Raw genomic sequence first — 17,722 nt, forward strand, 5'->3', positions numbered from 1 at the left:
TAATGCATGTTTAGCGCCACAAAATGGACAAACCAAAGTCTCTGTATTAATTGAGCTTACATATTCATCAAAGACAGTTATATCATTTTTAAAAGAAATTTTCTTAAAATACTTGCATAATATCGAAAATAATCTTATCATAATAATAGTTTCATAAAGCTATATTTTGACTCACTACACCGTTTGGTCGTCAATTTATGATTTAACAAACAATAGAGTTTACAGGGTTGATGGCAACCCCTCAAGAAAGATATTTAAAAACGATAAACGAATGAGTTTTAATTAATATATTTCAGATCTACACATTTTTAACATGTGATGGATCTGTTTTCTTTCCTTACATGCCCAAAATAGTCCAGAGTATCCTTTCATAAAGTCGCTATTTACTAATATACAAAACTGGACGAGCTAATTTAGTCCGCCCAGTTTATCAAAATAAACTAATCTGATCATTTGAATTTTTATCTTCGTATGAATTCAAGTAGGAAAAAACATTATCTACTCCCACTAAAATACTATGTTTTTTACATTCGTAATACAAAATTTTCATAAGTTTACTGTGGTTATCGCTGTGACACTCATAAGAATTACCAAACGTTTTAATATACTTTTGCTTCATATAGGGGAAACACTCATCTAATTTTTCATAAAAATATTCTCTATTTCCCTCACGCAACGTTAAACCAATTCCAAAACACATAATCCCATAAACCTTTGCTTCAATACAGTAATCTAATAGTCTTTGGAAATTTTCTTCGCTGTCATTTATGAATGGCAAAAATGGTGATAACCAAACCACCGTAGGAATTCCATTTTCACTCATTATTTTCAAAGTTTCAAAACGCTCTTTTGTAGTTGAAACGTTAGGTTCTATGGCGCTACACAAATTTTCATCAGATGTAGTTAAAGTCATCTGCACAACACATTTTGATTTTTTATTTATACTTTTAAGCAAATCTAAGTCACGTAAAATTCTATTTGATTTAGTTAATATAGAAAGTCCAAAGCCGTACTTATCTATGATTTCAAGGCATTTGCGAGTATACAAAAGTTCTTCTTCTACGTGAATATATGGGTCACTCATAGCACCTGTACCAACCATACATTTTTTTCGTTTGCGTTTTAATGTCTCTTCAAGCATTTGGGGTGCATTTCTCTTAATCTCAATATCACAAAAATCATGTTTCATATTGTAACAGCTACTTCTACTATCACAATAAATGCACCCATGACTGCAACCTCTATATATATTCATTCCGTTTTTAGGCGAAAGAATAGATTTGTATTCTTGGTAATGCATTAAACCACCCCTAAATCTCTTAATCAAATAATTCCTTACAAACCCTTTTCAGTTAATATCTTTTCAAACTTTTTCTCCGACAGTATTTCGTTTGTAGAAATTCGCCATTGTAAAACAGACTATATGTGGTAAACGGAGCAGGAGCATTTTGTGTTTGCTCCGTTGTTTCAAAGAGTATACTCTTGAACGGAATTCCTTTTTGCTTTGCCACATTTTCAATAAGTGGAACATACTTAACTGTAAAAGGACATTGATTTGAGTAATACAAAACAAATCCTTGCTCTATAATTTGTGGTGTTTTCACATGAGGTTTGAACTGGGGCTTTGATATATTTTCTTTAAAAGGTAAATATAAAAGTTCATAAAATGGTTGTGATGTATCAGCAAGAAGAAATCCTTTGTTAATGTTATAATCTCCATATTATCACACTCCTTTCACACCCACTAAATTGGATTTTATTTTAATGCAATGTAAATATCAATGTCCGCATTCTCCCAATCACTGTTATGATATTCCTCGAAATCTCCAGTAAAACTTCTGTTCAAGTCCATTTTCCAGATTTCGCCCCAAGCCTCGGCAACTACTTTTTCCATATGTCCGTGTACTGAAAACTTTGCATATTTTCCTGCAGGAATAATTTTTACAGCCAGTTCATCATTCTCTGGTTTTGAAACCTCATTGCCTGCAGTCACACAATATTGGTCATTTGAGTAGTCAGAATAAAGTCCAATAGCGTACTCATTAATCTTATTTTTGATTGCAGGATTCACTCCACCTTGATATAACTTTTCCCAAAGTCCACCAATAACTGCACTCATTTTAGGATCACTGTTACTAGTAATTGCACTAACACCGACAACTGTTTTTTGCTCTAAATTTACCATTTCATAATTCATTTTTAATAACCTCCATTTATTTTATAAGGCTATTATACGACACTTACTCTGACAACTGTATGTCATATTATAAATAGTTTTTAAGAGTATTTTGAAGCTTTGTTTTCACATCAAGTCTAACTTCTTCAGGAGATAGCACTTCACAATCCTCGCCAAAAGAAGTGATATAGTTAAAAATCAAATCTCCCTTTGGAAAAATAATTTCTGCAATAAAACTACCATCTTCAAGCTGTTCAAAAGTGTTAAATTCATCATATATACGATAAGTGTATATGTTAATCTAAAACTACCCCACAATTCTAATTGAAATATCCCCCACCTTACAGTAAACTTTCTTATGAGAGGCATCATAAGAGGGGGAAATGGAGATGATTAAATTGAGTGAAAAACAACACATCATAATATCGGCACATCTAAACGGAAAGTCTCAAAGGTCCATAGCTAGAGAGACTGGAATTGATAGAAAAACTATTAGTAAATATGTTAAAGAATACGAAGTGGCAAGACAAGAAATTTTGAATTTTAATGGAGGAATTGATGATATAAGAGAACTTCAGGACAGTATTGTTGAGAAACCTAAATACTATTGCATAAATAGAAAAAAGAAAAAATTAACCGAAGAAATTATAAATAAGATAAAGGGGTATATTGAAGAAAACCAGCAAAAACGGCATGCCGGGAGGCATAAGCAGCAAAAAAAGAAAATTGATATATATGAAGCGTTAAAAGAAGACGATTACGATATAAGTTATCCAACTGTGAGTAACTATATAAATAAATTACTTGAGAATGGAGCCGAGGCATTTATAAAATCAGAATATGAGCTTGGGGATATTTGTGAATTTGATTGGGGGGAAGTAAAGTTAACTATTAATGCTCTGGATAGAACATTTCAAATGGCTGTATTTACATCTGCAAAAGGGAATTATAGATATGCACAGTTATTTGCTAAACAAAATTCAGAGTGTTTTCAAGAAGCTCATGCTTTGTTTTTTGAACATATAGGACAAGTATATAGAACAATCGTTTATGATAACATGAGAGTTGCAGTTAAAAAATTTGTAGGACCTACTGAGAAAGAACCTACGGATGCATTGCTTAAAATGTCCATGTATTATGGCTTTGACTTTAGGTTTTGCAATACTCGAGCTGGAAATGAAAAAGGTCATGTCGAGCGAAGTGTAGAGGTAGTACGACGTAAGTCTTTTTGTAAAAATGATAGTTTTAAATCATTAGAAGAAGCTAATAAATATCTGATGGAAACATGCGATAAATTGAATAGCCAACCACAAAAAATAAAAAATATGAAAACTGCAAAAGAAATTCTTAATGAGGAAAGACAACATATGGGGCCTTATATTGCAAAACTTGACACTGCTAGGATAGAAGAACCTAGAGTGGATAAATATTCGACATTCTCAGTGAATACCTGTCGGTATTCTGTACCTGATATGTATGTTGGAAAAAGAATATTCATAAAAATATATTCCAATGACATTGTTTGCTTTAGTGAGGGTAAAAAAATAGCTTCCCATGAAAAGAAGTTAGGATTTCATGAATGGTCTATTAAGCTTGAACATTATCTTAATACCTTTAAAAGAAAGCCAGGATCATTAGCTTCAAGCACTGCAATGCTACAAGCAGACCCTAGGATTCAAAACATCTATGATACCTATTATAACAAAAAAGAGAAAGATTTTATAGAATTACTTTTATTTATAGGTAAAAGTAATATCTCTAAGGTCCTAAATGCAATAAATTTATTAAATAAAATAAATCCTACGGATATAACAACCGAAAAAATAAAGTCTATTTGTAATAGAGATTATACTAATTTTATCGAAAATAATGTTATCCAACTAAATTCAACTGTTGAATTTGAACCTAACGGTTTACTAGATGTGTATAAAGCTTTAATCCCAATATCAACGGAAGATTTTAATAATGAGGTGGCTATAATATGATAAATAAGAAGAAATTATATAAAGATATTGAAGAATTAGCAATAGATCTTAAACTTGCAGGTATAAAAAATAACTTTGAGGTGGGTGCGAAAGATGCTTGCATTAATGACATAAGCTATGAAGAATTTCTTTACAAATTATTGGAAAAAGAATCTGTTTTAAGAAGTGAAAGTAGTAAACAAAATAGAATTAGAATAGCAAAGTTTCCTTATAAAAAATATATCGAAGATCTTGTAGTTGAAGATTTACCAGTTGATGCTAAAAAGAAATTAAAGACGTTAAGTTCACTTGAATTTATTAGTACAGGACAAAATGTAATTTTAGCTGGAAATCCTGGGACAGGCAAGACCCACATGAGTATTGGCCTTGGAATAAAAGCTTGTTTAGCTGGCTATAAAGTTCTTTTTATTACGGTATCATCGCTTATCACCCAATTAAAAGAAAGTCGTTCTCAGAAAGTATTAAGAGCATTTGAAAATAAATTTGATAAGTATGATTTAATTATTGCTGATGAATTGGGATATATTTCTTATGATAAAGAAGGTTCAGAACTTTTATTTAGTCACTTATCATTAAGAGCAGGTAGAAAATCAACTATAGTAACCACAAATTTATCCTTTGAAAGGTGGAATGAGATATTTAAAGACCCTATTATGACCGCTGCAATGATCGATAGACTTACGCATAAGGCATATATAGTAAATATGAATGGTACCTCCTACAGATTAAAGGAAACTAAAGAATGGCTCGCAAAACAATAATAAAATTTCTCTTCACTATATAATTAATTTGGAGGGAATATTATTTTTTACAATTTTTGGTAGAGGAGTTTTGGGTTAGAATATGGGGGAGTTTTCACTTGACAAATACAATAAGCCATCTTTTTTGATAGTTTGAGCGTTAGTGTAATAAAATCTTCTTTTAACATATCTTTTTTACTAAACACTTGTGTGGGTGGTCGTTTATGAAAAGTTTCATCAAGAACAGATAACGATTTCATTCGTCTTAACTTGAAAAATCTATTATCGCACCTTGTTTTGCAGTATCCGTACAAATACCAACTTTGTCCTTTAAAACACAGTTTTAGAGGATAAACTTGACGTTTTGTATTTTCACCCTTGCCACTAGAATAAGAAAATGAAATGGTATTTTTACTCAGTATCGCAGATTTCAAGTTGCAAAACAGCTCTTTTTCTTCTTCTGCATTATGCCAAGATGTAAAATCCACCTCAATCCAGTCTGTATTAGTTTCCCCAAATAAACTGCTTAGTTTTTCAAGTGCGGTATCTGTTTCACTAAGATTGACTGAACTTACAGCCTTTAAAGAAGATATAATATTCGCTTTCTCTTTCTCAGTTAAAACAGCTTTGTTAAGCACAAAATCAGATAAAAGAGAAATTCCTCCTCCTTTACCTTTGCTCATATATACAGGAATTCCCGCAGAGGACAGCGTTTCAATGTCACGATAAATTGTCCTTGTTGATACTTCAAATCGCTCTGCAAGCTCCTTAGACGTTACTGTTTTTTTATCAAGCAGGATATATACGATTTCGAATAATCGGTTAATTTGCATTTTATCACCCTACTTTAGTATACACTTATAATATGACACCATCAAGTCATATTATAAGTGATATATAACTCAGCATGGTTAAAAGTTACCACATCCCCTCTGTTAACCTATTAATATTTTTTCTTAGCTTACCTTTCGGTGCAACTAGTCCTCAAACATTTTAATACTAGATAATTAATCACAATATATCTTTATCTGAATAACATAGAGTAGCAGTTAGAAAAACTGATACTGCTAGGAGGTAAAACTATGTATAGTTATTGGCACGCTGATATGAGCGAATATGATAAACAACAACGTAAAAAGTCCCTCATACACGATTGTAATGAATGTAAAAGACTCGAATGGAATGAGTGTAAAAGACATGATTGCGATGAATGTAAAAGACACGAATGCAATGAATGTAAAAGACATGAATGCGATGAATGTAATAGACGCGAATGCAATGAATGTAAAAGACACGATTGTAATGAATGTAAAAGACACGAATGCAATGAATGTAAAAGACACGATTGCAATGAATGTAAAAGACATGAATGCGATGAATGTAAAAGACACGATTGTAATGAATGTAAAAGACATGAATGCGATGAATGTAAAAGGCACGAATGCAATGAATGTAAAAGACACGATTGCAATGAATGTAAAAGACACGAATGCAATGAGTGTGATTGACCATCTTAAAAAATTTGGCAAGTTATAAATGTATTCATAAATAAGACCTATTATTCTATTTATGAATGATTGATATAGATAAGGCCTGTAAATAATTTTGTGTAAACAGAATAAAAAGTACTCTTTCTTGGCAATAATTGAGATAAGCTAATTATCAAAAATTGCAAGGAGGAGTATTTTTATGTCAAACATTTCGAAAGATATTTATCAATTGCTATCTAGCCGGTGTTATTTGTAAATACCTATTTTATAGGGGTATTCTATTTATTAAATTTTAAAGTTTTAAAGTAGTATTTCTTATCTTCCTCTGTAACTTCTCTTATTATTTTACAAGGATTACCTACAGCTATAGAATTAGATGCAATATTTTTAGTTACAACGCTACCAGAGCCAATCACTACATTATCACCAATAGTAATTCCTGGATTCACTATAACACCGCCTCCTATCCAAACATTATCGCCTATATTAATTGGAAATGCATATTCAAGTGCTGCATTTCGAGGTTCAAAATGAATAGGATGACCTGCAGTAAAAAGGCTTACGTTTGGTGCAAACATAACATTATCACCAATTGTAACCTTAGCGCAATCTAAAATAGTACAATTGTAGTTACTATAAAAATTTTCTCCAATAAAAATATTATATCCATAGTCACATCGAAATGGTGATTCTATATGGAACCCATTTCCAACTACACCTAATAATTTTTTTACAATTTCCTTTTGCTTCTCACATTGACTTGGGCGTAGAGTGTTATAGTCAAATATCATTTCTTTTGCATATTGGCGTTCAGATGATAGTTCTTCTTCGAATGCTTTATATGGTTTCCCACTTAACATTTTTTCCTTTTCTGTCATAAACTCTTCCCTCCATATTCTATAACGTCTAAAAATCGCATTTTCTTTTATTATTTTACCATATTTGCTAATGCCTTACAACCGCTCTGGAGATATCTTTGTTGAGATAAAAAATGGGCAACTTGCTAGTTATAGTCCAGAGCTTACGCATGTACTCCATGTAGATCTGAATAAAAATCAAAACTAGTCAGGAAGCTGCTGAAAAAAACTTCAATTTACAAAAAAAGATATGGGCTTCATTTTAAACTATGAAGCCCACATCTTTTTTTATATTATTATTTTATATAACTAACTTTGTAACTGCTTGTTTTAGAAACATTGACTCTCATCATTGTTATAATATTTTAAATTGCAATAATCAAGCCTACAATTAATGCACTTAATACACTTACACAGAAACCACCTATCATCCCTCTAAAAGCAAGTTTTGATAGTTGTCCTCTCTTATCTGGACAGAATACTGATATTCCTGATACACAGATTCCCATACTTGATATATTTGCAAAACCTGTTAATGATACTGCAAGCATAAGTCCTGTTCTATAATCTAATGTGCTTATTACTTTACCAAGTTGTCCAAATGCTACAAACTCATTTAACGCCATCTTACTTCCAAGTAATTGCCCTGCAAGTAATACTTGGTCATTCGGAACACCCATTAAATAACCTATTGGTGCAAATGCATATCCGAGTATTCCTTCGAGTGATACTCCAAAGATTCCAAGGAACCCATTAAGCATTGCAACTAGTGCTACTATTGCTATAAGCACTGCACCAATTCCAAGAGCCATATTAAGTCCTGCAGATGCGCCTTCTGAAATAGCTGATATTAAGTTTTCATTATCACCCTTATTATCTATTTTTAAATTATCTATTTCACTCGCCACTTCTACCTCAGGAATTAATATTTTAGAAATAATTATACTTCCGAGTGGCACTAATGTACTACCAATTAAAAGATATTCCATAGGTATTCCAAGACCAACATATCCCATTATTACACTAACCGACATACTACCCATACCTGATACAAGCACTAGCATTATTTCACTTTCAGTCATTTTAGGTATATACTTGCTTACAAGTAATGGTGAATCTGTTTGCCCTAAAAACATATTTGCTACTGCCACAAAACTTTCTACCTTGCTTGTTCCAATAACTTTTCCTATCGCCCCACCTATTATCTTAATAATAAACCCTAAAACTCCTAGATAAAATAAAGCTGAAACCAATGCTGATACGAATATTATGTTACCTAATACTTGTATGCCAAATACCATTCCTGTTGGTGCTTTGCCGTCTGCTAATGATCCAAATACAAAATTTAGTCCCTCACTACCATAGTTTAAGACATTACTAACCCCATCCGATACATTTTGTATAATTACTCTTCCCAATGGAACTTTAACTAATAAGATTGCCACTACAAATTGTATAGCAAATGCCTTAATAATTAATTTTTTATTAAGATTAGCCTTATTATTTGATACTAGATATAAAACACCAAATAACATTACAATCCCTAATAAGTTTCTTATTATTATCATAAATTATTACCCCACTCTCTCCTTACTCTTATATGATTTTATTAATTATTGATAATTTAACCCTTTAGAAATCTTCAAAAAAATAACAAGTTAATGCGCTAGTCTATTTTCAAGATGCTTTATTAGTTTATTTTATACAACCATTTTTAAAATCTTACACTTTATTATACCGTAGGATAGTAGCTAGTAGTATCTTTATTTAAATAATTTGTCGAATTTAATAAAATAGATTAAGTTTCTTAAAAAATAGGATATTGCTTTAGAATTCCTAAAAACAAAAGCACTAAAAACTAATCAACAGAAAAGTTTTTAGTGCTTTTTTTTTAATTAAACTAACATCTATTATGTCCACCACATAACTGCCATTGCTACAACCTTAATTATTTAACCTTTTATCACCGTTAAAAGCATTTGGAATCTTGCGCGAGCTTCAAGTCCATGAGGAACATTAGAAGGCATGATTATTGTTTCGCCTGCCTTAACATTGAAAATATCATTATCGATGGTAATTTCCGCTTCACCATCTAATACTTGAACCATAGCGTCTCCAGGAGTTACGTGGGTGCTGATACCTTCTCCTTTATCCAATGAGAATAATGTAATACTCACAGATGGTGTCTGCGCAATCGTTCTACTTATAACCTGGGCCTCTTGATAAGATATTAAGTTCTTTAAATCAATTACTTTCGAGAATTCTATATTTTTAATTAAGCTTTTCATGCTGTTACCCCCTTAAATTTCTTGATTACAGTATATTACTATTAGTGATAAAAGTCCGTAACTTACGTTACCTTTTATAATAATTATCCGCAGTTGCAGTCTCCTTCAGAAAATTTCCCGGGGTATATTAACAAATTGCGGGCACAATTTATTTTGCTAACTTTCTTCTACATGATCAATATAGTCAGCATTTTTCAATTCAGATAAAGCATCTTCTACTGATATATCATCTATGATTCTGGCAGTAAGAATCAAACCTCTCTCCATATCTTCATCCCACTGAAAATCAGTCATCACGGCATCAATGCCTAAATTTTCAGCCATGTCTTTTGCACTAATCGTATCACGGTTATAATTTTCAAGCCCCTCTTCTGTTATTGTAACTTCATAAATTGTACTTTTCGTTGACATTTTATACACCTCCATAGCACATAATATTTTTTAACCTACTATATATATAATGTTCTACAGAAGTTTTAAAATATACCTGTATTTTTGGTTTAAATATATAGTTGACGAGTCAACAAAATCGTTCTATAATAAGGTTGACTTGTCAATTAAAACAAGAAGTTTTTTAAGATACTTGAGTATAAGGAGGTTAAATTTTGAAAGAAGATATAATGCATTTAATTAAACTCAATAATAAAATTTTTAGAACCACCCAGGTTTATTTGGATAAGGTGTTAAAGAAATATGAATTAAGCAGTGGTTCTTACCCATATTTACTTGCATTAAATGAAAATGAAGGTATAAGCCAGAATAAAATAAGTAAAGAATTAGGTTTTGATAAGGCAATGTCAGCTAGGACTGTCACAAAACTTATAAACCTTGGATACTTAGATAGAAAAGAGGATGAAGCCGATTCTAGAGCATATAAATTATATTTAACACGGAAGGCTAAGATTATAATTCCAAAAGTGCTCAATGAAATTCATAAGTTGGAAGGTCTAATAACAAATGATTTAAGTGAAAAGGAGAAAGTTATTACCCTAGATTCATTGAATAAAATTTTAAATAATATGAAAAATTTTAAATTATAAGGATAAAAGGAGAATATAAATGAAAGTAACAAATAATATCAGTAATAAAAACAGATGGGTAATTCTAGTTATAATTGTAATGGTAGTTTTTATGTCTACCCTAGATAGTAGCATTGTAAATGTAGCTTTACCTGTAATGGCTAAATCTTTAAATGTAACATCAGCAGGTATTCAACTGGTAGTAACCAGTTATTTAATTATAATTTCAGCAACTATATTAGTTTTTGGAAGATTGGGGGATATAACTTCTAAAACAAAGATATTCAAGTTTGGAATAGCTTTGTTTACACTTGGTTCTTTATTTTGTGGAGTAACAAGCTCACTGTTTGTTTTAGTTCTCGCTAGAGTAATACAGGCAATAGGAGCCGCAGCCACTATGGCAAACAGCCAAGGGATTATCACTGCAGTATTTCCATCAAATGAAAGAGGGAAAGCACTAGGAATCTCAGGAACCTTCGTGGCACTTGGAGCTTTAGTTGGACCACCACTGGGAGGATTTATAGTACAAGCCACTAGTTGGGAATATATTTTTTTAATAAATGTACCAATAGGTATAATAATTTTATTTTATAGTTTTAAGGTACTTCCTAAAGAACACAAAAAAGCAAATGGAAAATTGGATGTACTAGGAGCGTTATTGTTTATGTTTGCTATAGTTTCTCTATTTGTAGCTTTAGGTAAAGGTCAAGAGGTTGGATTTACTCAGCCCATAATTTTATTAGGGTTTTTAATTGCAATTATTTCTTTTATTGTATTTGTTATGGTGGAAAAGAAATGTGAAGACCCTTTATTACAGCTAGAAATTTTCGAAAATAAATTGTTTTCACTCAGTATATTTTGTGGATTCATATCCTTTGTAGCCATCTTTTGCTCAACTATTATTCAACCTTTTTATCTTCAGGATGTGATGAATTTTTCACCTTCATCTACTGGTTTATTACTTATGATCTATCCATTAGTTTTGTCTGTAGTGGCACCTCTTAGTGGACATTTATCAGATAAAATAGGCTCAGAAATTTTAACTTTTATTGGGTTAGTAGTTTTAAGTTTAGGTTTAATATTAATGTCAACTCTAAATGAGAACTCTTCAACTATAAGCATGGTAATTTTCATAGGGGTTATGTCACTGGGTAATGGGTTATTCCAATCACCTAATACTTCTTTAATAATGTCAACAGTATCAAAGGATAAGCTGGGTATTGCAGGAAGTGTAAATGGACTTGTAAGAAATTTGGGAATGGTATGCGGCATAGCTTTATCCACAACTCTTTTGTATAGCATGATGAGCTATAAAATTGGATACAATGTAACAGATTACGTAGTAGGAAGAAATGATGCATTTATTTACGGCATGAAAGCTGTATATATAGCTGCAGCAGTTATTTGTATGATTGGAGCAATTTTAACCTCTTTAAGATTATTTAGTAGTAAATATAAATTAGAAAACTAAAAACACCTGATCTACACAGCTTCTTATAAATCTTCTTAACATGTATTTAAAATAGTTAAAAGAAAAAGTGACTTAACAGATTCTTCAAATTTTCTATTAAGTCACTGTATATTTATTTACTTACTTTTCACTTAAATAGCTAAGGTTTTAATTAATTTTTTTATATTAGGTGATCCCAATCCAGTTATAAAATCCCATCCTATTGTGCAAGAAAAAGCACCCCTGGGATATTTGAGAGGACGAAACCACTGTGCTTATGCTTTCAATGCATATTCCTCCATATTTTCTGTAAGTTTTATTATTTCATCAATTATATTTCCTATATGCTCTATAGTATCTAATAGCGGTTTTTCTGTTGTTATATCTACTCCTGCCATTTTAGCAAGTTCTATTGGCGACTTAGTTCCTCCTGCTTTTAGTACTTTCCTCCAGTCATCAACTGCTGGTTGTCCTTCTTTTAAAATTCTGTTACTTACTTCTGTAGCTATTGTAAGTCCAGCACTATATGTATATGGATAAAGTCCCATATAATAATGTGGCTGTCTCATCCAAGTAAGTTCTGCACCATCAACTATTTTCACAGAATCTCCCCAGAACTTTTCTAGCACACCTTTTTTTATTTCATTAAGATTTGAAGCTTGCACGCTTCCACCTTCATCTATTACTTTATAAACTTCTCTTTGATATGCAGCCTCTAATAAATGAGTTACAAAATTATGATAATAAGTACGGCTAATAACAGAAGATAATACCCATCTCTTAAATCTAGGTTCATCATTTGTTTTCATAAGATAATTTGCCATAAGTAATTCATTCATAGTAGATGGTGATTCTACAAAATATAAAGATGGTTCTGCATCAAAAATATTTTGATTTTCATTAACTAGCTTAAAGTGACCTGCATGACCTAATTCATGAGCAAGTACAAATACTTCTCTCATTTTCTCAGACCAAGATATCAAAATAAAAGAATGACTTCCATAAGGAGTAGTACAAAAAGCTCCTGTTGATTTTCCTTTGTTTACAGCAAAATCAATCCACCTTTCATCATAACTCTTTTTAACCATTTCTAAGTAATCTTCACCTAATACTGATAATGCCCCTTGAATGTATTTCTTAGACTCTTCTACGGATACATTTGGCTCAAAATCAGGGTCTACTTCAAGCTTTAAATCTGCAAAGGTCATTTCATCAATTTTATGAATTTTCTGAAGCAGTTTTGCATATTTTCTCATATGTGGTGCTAGCTTTTCCATGATTATATCTATTTGTCTATCATATAATTCCCTACTTATCTGTTGGGGAAATAATAAACTATCTATAACAGAATCAAAGCCTCTAAGAGTTGCTAATGTCTTTTCTTTTTGAACATGAGTCTGATAAAGTGCAGCTACTGTATGTTGATATTCTCCGAGTTTTGAAGAAAAAGCTTCAAACGCTGCTCTTCTAATTTTAGTATTAGTTTCGAACTCCCATTCATTTTCAAAATTCACAAAATTAAGAGGATATTCAGTACCGTCTACATTGAACTTTTTAAAATCCATATCACTGGATATAGTTGTACCATATATGGAATAAGGAGCATCTAAAGTTCCTGATAAAGATGATAATACCTTTTCTACTTCTGGATGTAGTGAATGTTTTTTAATCCTTTTTAATTCACTTAAATAATGGCTATTTTCTTTTGATTTTTCTATTGCTTCATCTATTATTTTTTCGTCTGCTTCATTAATTTCACTTGTTACAAAGCTTAATTTACTTTGTAAATTTGATGCTATGTTAATAAACTTCATATATCTAGCTTGATTTTCTATATTAGTTTGATCTGTAGAAACTGCAAGACTTGCATAAGTTTCTAAAATATTTTCATTTTCCATTACCATTCTCATTTTATCCAAACACTCATTTATCATCTTAGCTGAATTTAGTTTTTCTTTATAGTTTTTTTCTATTTCCAACGTAAGCTCTTCTAAACCTATTATAGCTTCATTATACTGTCTATCTGTTTGGTACAATGAGGATAAATCCCAAGTAAGCGAGTTATCTACATCTTTTCTTTCTTTTATAATTGTTTTCATTGTCAATCCCCCTTTTTTAGTTATACGCTTGCTTTGAAGTGCCTGAATATTATAAAATGTATCTTAATTATACATTCTATAATTAAAGGAAGAAAAAACGATATGCTCATTCACCTAATACAAATACGTGCTAAACTAGCAAATAACAAACGTGACCTATGAGAAAAGCTCCTAAGCCAATAACAATCTAAAAAATTTTATCTTTATTTAATTTTATAAGCTTCATCTATTCCCTACCTTTTTAATATAATTGTTTTAAATATTATATTAAATAAAGTTTTATAATAGACCTTAGTTAACTATATTAGATAAGATGCAAATTCTTCAGTACATCTTATCTAATATAATTTCAGAAAAAAAATAACACTATGTACAAAAATGCTTATACCTCGTGTTATTTCTTAATCTTTTGTGAGTCATTTAAAGGGAATCATAAGAAAAGCACTACTTTTATAATGCCACGAGAACCACATATGCGTGGGGTTAAGGGTAGTAGAAGTAGTAAAGATGAAAAGAGAAAAAGAGGTATATCAAAGGAACAGATTTGCGTACTATGTGCTATTGATAGGGTAGGAAACATTTATTAGTTCAGTCACATACATCTCTTTCAGATACAAAGTTAAAGGATTTTAAAGTTAGGGAAGCAATTTATATATAATTATGTTAAATGTTTGAATAATTATATTGATATACTGTATAATTGAATAAGGACACAATTATAAAATAGTTTGGTGGAGGGTGAATTAATTATGATGATTATTTTTGGGATAGATGTACTTTTTTTTTCAATTGTGGGTATTTGTCTTATCTGCGGAAAAGGTAGTTGGATGATTTCAGGTTACAACGCTATGAGTAAAGAAGAAAAAGCGAATCGTGATATAAAGAAAATTTCTCGTGCTATAGGGATTTTCTTATTGATTATTGCGGTTCTTACAGGCATTATGTCCTTTGTTACCCAATATGCTATTAAAAATGATGTTAAAAATATCATTGGTTATGTAGGAGGTTTTTTTGCTTTCGTTGTTGCTGTAGGAATCATTATATTAATTGTTATCATCCAGAAGTATGATAACAATAAAAAGTAGAAATACATTTTTATTGTTATATTAAGCATAATCCATAGTAGTTATTTAATTATGTTTCTACCTTCTTTTCCTTCTTGATTTTTCTAAGTTAATGAGCATTATATCCTTATCAAAATCTCCCAAATACTTTCTTAGATAATCAAACTCTTCAATAAATTCGGGTGTTTCAAATAAATCCTTTTCTAATAACACTAATACTTTTTCAATGCTTGCTGAAATATCATCATTTCCACATTTTCTAATTTCATTGTAGTTTTTAAGATATTTTCAATAATATGACCATAGGTCTCATCTATTTTATCATTATCAAATAAAGATACTCCATTTTTATCTTTAATCAATATTCTTAGCTGCTCTGCTTTAATATCTCCCACTATATGTGGGGAATGAGTTGCAATTATTAATATAATTTCATAAAAAAAATAACACAATGTATAAAAATGCTTATACCTCGTGTTATTTCTTAATCTTTTAAATTAAATCATCTCCCGCCGAGCTGGAATGTCTGTTAAACTTAGCAAAAGCATCAGTCATAGCAAAGCATATAGGTTTATCTTTATTACTTTGCTTAGCTAATACTCATTGCTCATATTATTACTAACTCCATATATCAGCTTCTTTACTTTTTGAGCGATTAATTCTTGAAAAATCCACCCTTGAGAAAACATAAGTTGATAATAGTAAAAATATGAGCCCGAAAATGATTACAATCGCCATGCTGATAAGAGGCGTAATCACAAAATTTCCTATTTTAAAAGCAAGCTGTTCCGCCACCATTTGATCGGTTGTTAAAGACGTCTTTTCCAGTATGATAGTTCTAAAAAACGCTGTTGTATATGTCATTGGATTGAGATAAGCAATATATTGCATTGTTTTTGGTAACATTGAAAGCGGAATATATGCGCCACAAAGGAATGTCATCGGCATTGTTATCGCCGTTATTACAATTTGAAAAGTTTGTGAATTTTTAACCAGAGCTGCTAAAAACAATCCTAACCCCGAAAACACAAGTCCAACAACAATCATCACGCAGGTTACCGCAAATGGTGTTATCCAGGATGTGAATTTAAGCCCTATAAAATAACCAATGATTAGAATAATAATACCCTGCATGGTTGCTATTGTTGCTGCTGATAATAGCTGACCAGCGGCAATCTGGATTCGTTTAACGGGACTTACTAGCACCTCCTTCATAAATCCCGAAACAATATCTTCAATTGTACTGGTCGCAATAGTAAGGGACGTTTGAAAGACGGTCGTTATTACAATACCTGCGAGCATATAGTTTACTGGATTTTGAATATTGTCATTTTTAAATATCGAACTAAACACATATAAAAAGAAGAATGGCATGATAATCGTGAAAACAAGCTGAACACGATTGCGAGCAAAAATTTTAATGTTTCTAAACCATAAAGCTACTATAATATCCATAAATTCCTCACTTTCTTATATCTTTCCCCGTAATTTCTAAGAATACATCATTCAATGTGCCTTTATTAATTTCCAAATCTGTTATCGAAGCTTTATGCTCACTTATTATCTCCATTAATTTTGGTATACTATTAACTTCAATCGAATAATAGCCGGTTTTTTTCTTGTAAATGAACCCTAACCTGTCTAGCAGTACCTCCAGCCCTTTCCCATCTAGGGTTGTTATATTTGCTTTATCCTTTGTATATTGCTGTTTCAAATGATAAGGAGTGTCTATTGCAACGATTTTACCACCATCCATAATTGCAACTTTACTGCAAATCTCGGCCTCTTCCATGTAATGTGTTGTTAAAAAAATGGTAATATTCTTCTCCTTTTGCAGTTTTACAATATATTCCCACATATGAGCCCTTGTTTGGGGGTCAAGACCTGTGGTTGGCTCATCTAAAAACAATACTTTTGGGTAGTGCAGCAGTGCTCTTGCTATTTCCACACGCCGTTTCATCCCACCGGATAGACTGCTTACCATTGCTTTTTTCCAATCCAATAAATCCACTAAATTTAAAACAAATCGTATACGCTCTGTTACTTCACTTTTGGGTATAGCATAAAAATGACAATGCATAATTAAATTTTCTAGGACAGTCATTTTATTATCCAATGTCGTTTCCTGAAAAACAACCCCAATAACACTTCTAACATCATCCTTTTCATGCGTTACATCTTTTCCGTCAATAGTCAGAGTTCCTGATGTCTTATCAAATATGGTACACAGTGTATTGATGGTTGTGCTTTTACCTGCTCCATTTGGACCTAGAAATGCAAAAATGCTTCCTTCTTCTACCTCAAATGAAACATTATCTACTGCTGTAAATTTATCATATTTCTTTACAAAATCCTTAACTTCTATTATGTTTCTCATGGTATCACTCCTATCAACTGAATAATTACAAAGCTAACATAACGAGCAGATGCATAATGCTCAAAGCGAAATTTGCTTCACTTACATGATTGGCTTTCCTATGTAAATTATACCGCTAATTCGCCTAAATACAATTTATTTTATAAGAAGTATAACCCTTCCCAATAGACTAGACAC

The 17,722-nt window shown here is 31.3% G+C and carries 20 protein-coding genes and 2 pseudogenes; 8 read left to right on the forward strand and 14 right to left on the reverse strand.

The window, feature by feature from the left end:
• Positions 1-430: 430 nt before the first annotated feature.
• The 4 genes from ACWJJ7_RS06110 to ACWJJ7_RS06125 form a co-directional block, all read right to left on the reverse strand.
• Positions 431-1,300: a radical SAM protein gene (locus ACWJJ7_RS06110; RefSeq protein WP_462964384.1), complete on the reverse strand. Its 870-nt coding sequence runs from the start codon at positions 1,298-1,300 to the stop codon at positions 431-433.
• A 52-nt stretch (positions 1,301-1,352) separates the two neighbouring features.
• On the reverse strand, positions 1,353-1,604 hold the full coding sequence (locus tag ACWJJ7_RS06115; protein WP_462964402.1) for a YoaP domain-containing protein: 252 nt from the start codon (positions 1,602-1,604) through the stop codon (positions 1,353-1,355).
• 152 nt (positions 1,605-1,756) lie between these two features.
• The gene (locus ACWJJ7_RS06120; RefSeq protein ID WP_165413972.1) at positions 1,757-2,197 is read right to left on the reverse strand and encodes a GyrI-like domain-containing protein; all 441 of its coding nucleotides are present in this window, start codon (positions 2,195-2,197) and stop codon (positions 1,757-1,759) included.
• 67 nt (positions 2,198-2,264) lie between these two features.
• Entirely contained in the window at positions 2,265-2,477 is a 213-nt protein-coding gene (locus tag ACWJJ7_RS06125; RefSeq protein WP_462964949.1) for a WCX domain-containing protein, read from the reverse strand.
• An 88-nt stretch (positions 2,478-2,565) separates the two neighbouring features.
• Here ACWJJ7_RS06125 and istA point away from each other — a divergent pair, with 88 nt between their 5' ends.
• Positions 2,566-4,161, forward strand: coding sequence for an IS21 family transposase (gene istA, locus ACWJJ7_RS06130; RefSeq protein ID WP_462962970.1), 1,596 nt, complete (start codon positions 2,566-2,568; stop codon positions 4,159-4,161).
• Positions 4,158-4,922, forward strand: a complete 765-nt coding sequence (istB, locus tag ACWJJ7_RS06135) for an IS21-like element helper ATPase IstB (RefSeq protein ID WP_462962969.1) — start codon at positions 4,158-4,160, stop codon at positions 4,920-4,922. The genes istA and istB overlap by 4 nt, the downstream gene beginning before the upstream one ends.
• A 47-nt stretch (positions 4,923-4,969) precedes the next feature.
• Here istB and ACWJJ7_RS06140 read toward each other — a convergent pair whose 3' ends face one another.
• Entirely contained in the window at positions 4,970-5,734 is a 765-nt protein-coding gene (locus ACWJJ7_RS06140) for a helix-turn-helix transcriptional regulator (protein WP_462964403.1), read from the reverse strand.
• Between the two features lie 283 nt (positions 5,735-6,017).
• Here ACWJJ7_RS06140 and ACWJJ7_RS06145 point away from each other — a divergent pair, with 283 nt between their 5' ends.
• On the forward strand, positions 6,018-6,437 hold the full coding sequence (locus tag ACWJJ7_RS06145; protein ID WP_462964404.1) for a hypothetical protein: 420 nt from the start codon (positions 6,018-6,020) through the stop codon (positions 6,435-6,437).
• 232 nt (positions 6,438-6,669) lie between these two features.
• Here the strand turns inward: ACWJJ7_RS06145 and ACWJJ7_RS06150 are convergent, their stop codons facing one another.
• On the reverse strand, positions 6,670-7,269 hold the full coding sequence (locus tag ACWJJ7_RS06150) for a sugar O-acetyltransferase (protein WP_165413975.1): 600 nt from the start codon (positions 7,267-7,269) through the stop codon (positions 6,670-6,672).
• A gap of 91 nt (positions 7,270-7,360) precedes the next feature.
• On the opposite strand from ACWJJ7_RS06150, the pseudogene ACWJJ7_RS06155 reads away from it, so the two are divergent.
• Positions 7,361-7,453, forward strand: a pseudogene (locus ACWJJ7_RS06155) (MerB-like organometallic lyase SaoL); the annotation flags it as partial.
• Positions 7,454-7,613: 160 nt separating this feature from the next.
• On the opposite strand, the gene ACWJJ7_RS06160 reads toward ACWJJ7_RS06155, so the two are convergent.
• From ACWJJ7_RS06160 to ACWJJ7_RS06170, 3 genes are all read right to left on the reverse strand, one after another.
• Complete coding sequence (locus ACWJJ7_RS06160) at positions 7,614-8,816, reverse strand: NupC/NupG family nucleoside CNT transporter (RefSeq protein ID WP_462964405.1); 1,203 nt, start codon at positions 8,814-8,816, stop codon at positions 7,614-7,616.
• Positions 8,817-9,200: 384 nt separating this feature from the next.
• On the reverse strand, positions 9,201-9,536 hold the full coding sequence (locus ACWJJ7_RS06165; RefSeq protein ID WP_165413977.1) for a cupin domain-containing protein: 336 nt from the start codon (positions 9,534-9,536) through the stop codon (positions 9,201-9,203).
• 156 nt (positions 9,537-9,692) lie between these two features.
• Positions 9,693-9,947 carry a hypothetical protein gene (locus ACWJJ7_RS06170; protein WP_165413978.1) on the reverse strand — a complete coding sequence of 85 codons (255 nt, stop codon included), beginning with the start codon at positions 9,945-9,947 and terminating at the stop codon, positions 9,693-9,695.
• A 194-nt stretch (positions 9,948-10,141) separates the two neighbouring features.
• Here ACWJJ7_RS06170 and ACWJJ7_RS06175 point away from each other — a divergent pair, with 194 nt between their 5' ends.
• Positions 10,142-10,576, forward strand: coding sequence for a MarR family winged helix-turn-helix transcriptional regulator (locus ACWJJ7_RS06175; RefSeq protein WP_165413979.1), 435 nt, complete (start codon positions 10,142-10,144; stop codon positions 10,574-10,576).
• 19 nt (positions 10,577-10,595) lie between these two features.
• Complete coding sequence (locus ACWJJ7_RS06180) at positions 10,596-12,026, forward strand: MFS transporter (RefSeq protein ID WP_165413980.1); 1,431 nt, start codon at positions 10,596-10,598, stop codon at positions 12,024-12,026.
• 254 nt (positions 12,027-12,280) lie between these two features.
• Here the strand turns inward: ACWJJ7_RS06180 and pepF are convergent, their stop codons facing one another.
• Positions 12,281-14,104, reverse strand: a complete 1,824-nt coding sequence (pepF, locus tag ACWJJ7_RS06185) for an oligoendopeptidase F (protein ID WP_462964406.1) — start codon at positions 14,102-14,104, stop codon at positions 12,281-12,283.
• 413 nt (positions 14,105-14,517) lie between these two features.
• On the opposite strand from pepF, the pseudogene ACWJJ7_RS06190 reads away from it, so the two are divergent.
• Positions 14,518-14,685 (forward strand): annotated as a pseudogene (locus ACWJJ7_RS06190) (IS1595 family transposase); the annotation flags it as partial.
• Positions 14,686-14,853: 168 nt separating this feature from the next.
• On the forward strand, positions 14,854-15,189 hold the full coding sequence (locus ACWJJ7_RS06195) for a DUF3784 domain-containing protein (RefSeq protein ID WP_462961235.1): 336 nt from the start codon (positions 14,854-14,856) through the stop codon (positions 15,187-15,189).
• Positions 15,190-15,246: 57 nt separating this feature from the next.
• On the opposite strand, the gene ACWJJ7_RS06200 is transcribed toward ACWJJ7_RS06195, so the two are convergent.
• From ACWJJ7_RS06200 to ACWJJ7_RS06215, 4 genes are all read right to left on the reverse strand, one after another.
• A complete protein-coding gene (locus ACWJJ7_RS06200) occupies positions 15,247-15,381 on the reverse strand; it encodes a hypothetical protein (protein ID WP_462964407.1) in 135 nt (44 codons plus the stop codon).
• Entirely contained in the window at positions 15,381-15,563 is a 183-nt protein-coding gene (locus ACWJJ7_RS06205) for a hypothetical protein (protein WP_462964408.1), read from the reverse strand. Before ACWJJ7_RS06205 ends, ACWJJ7_RS06200 begins: the two co-directional genes overlap by 1 nt.
• Before the next feature lie 223 nt (positions 15,564-15,786).
• Positions 15,787-16,623: an ABC transporter permease gene (locus ACWJJ7_RS06210; protein ID WP_462960711.1), complete on the reverse strand. Its 837-nt coding sequence runs from the start codon at positions 16,621-16,623 to the stop codon at positions 15,787-15,789.
• A gap of 7 nt (positions 16,624-16,630) precedes the next feature.
• Positions 16,631-17,545 (reverse strand): ABC transporter ATP-binding protein, encoded by a 915-nt coding sequence (locus ACWJJ7_RS06215; protein WP_462964409.1) that lies wholly within the window; start codon positions 17,543-17,545, stop codon positions 16,631-16,633.
• Positions 17,546-17,722: the final 177 nt, after the last annotated feature.

It is taken from the genome of Clostridium sp. CM042, assembly GCF_055080995.1.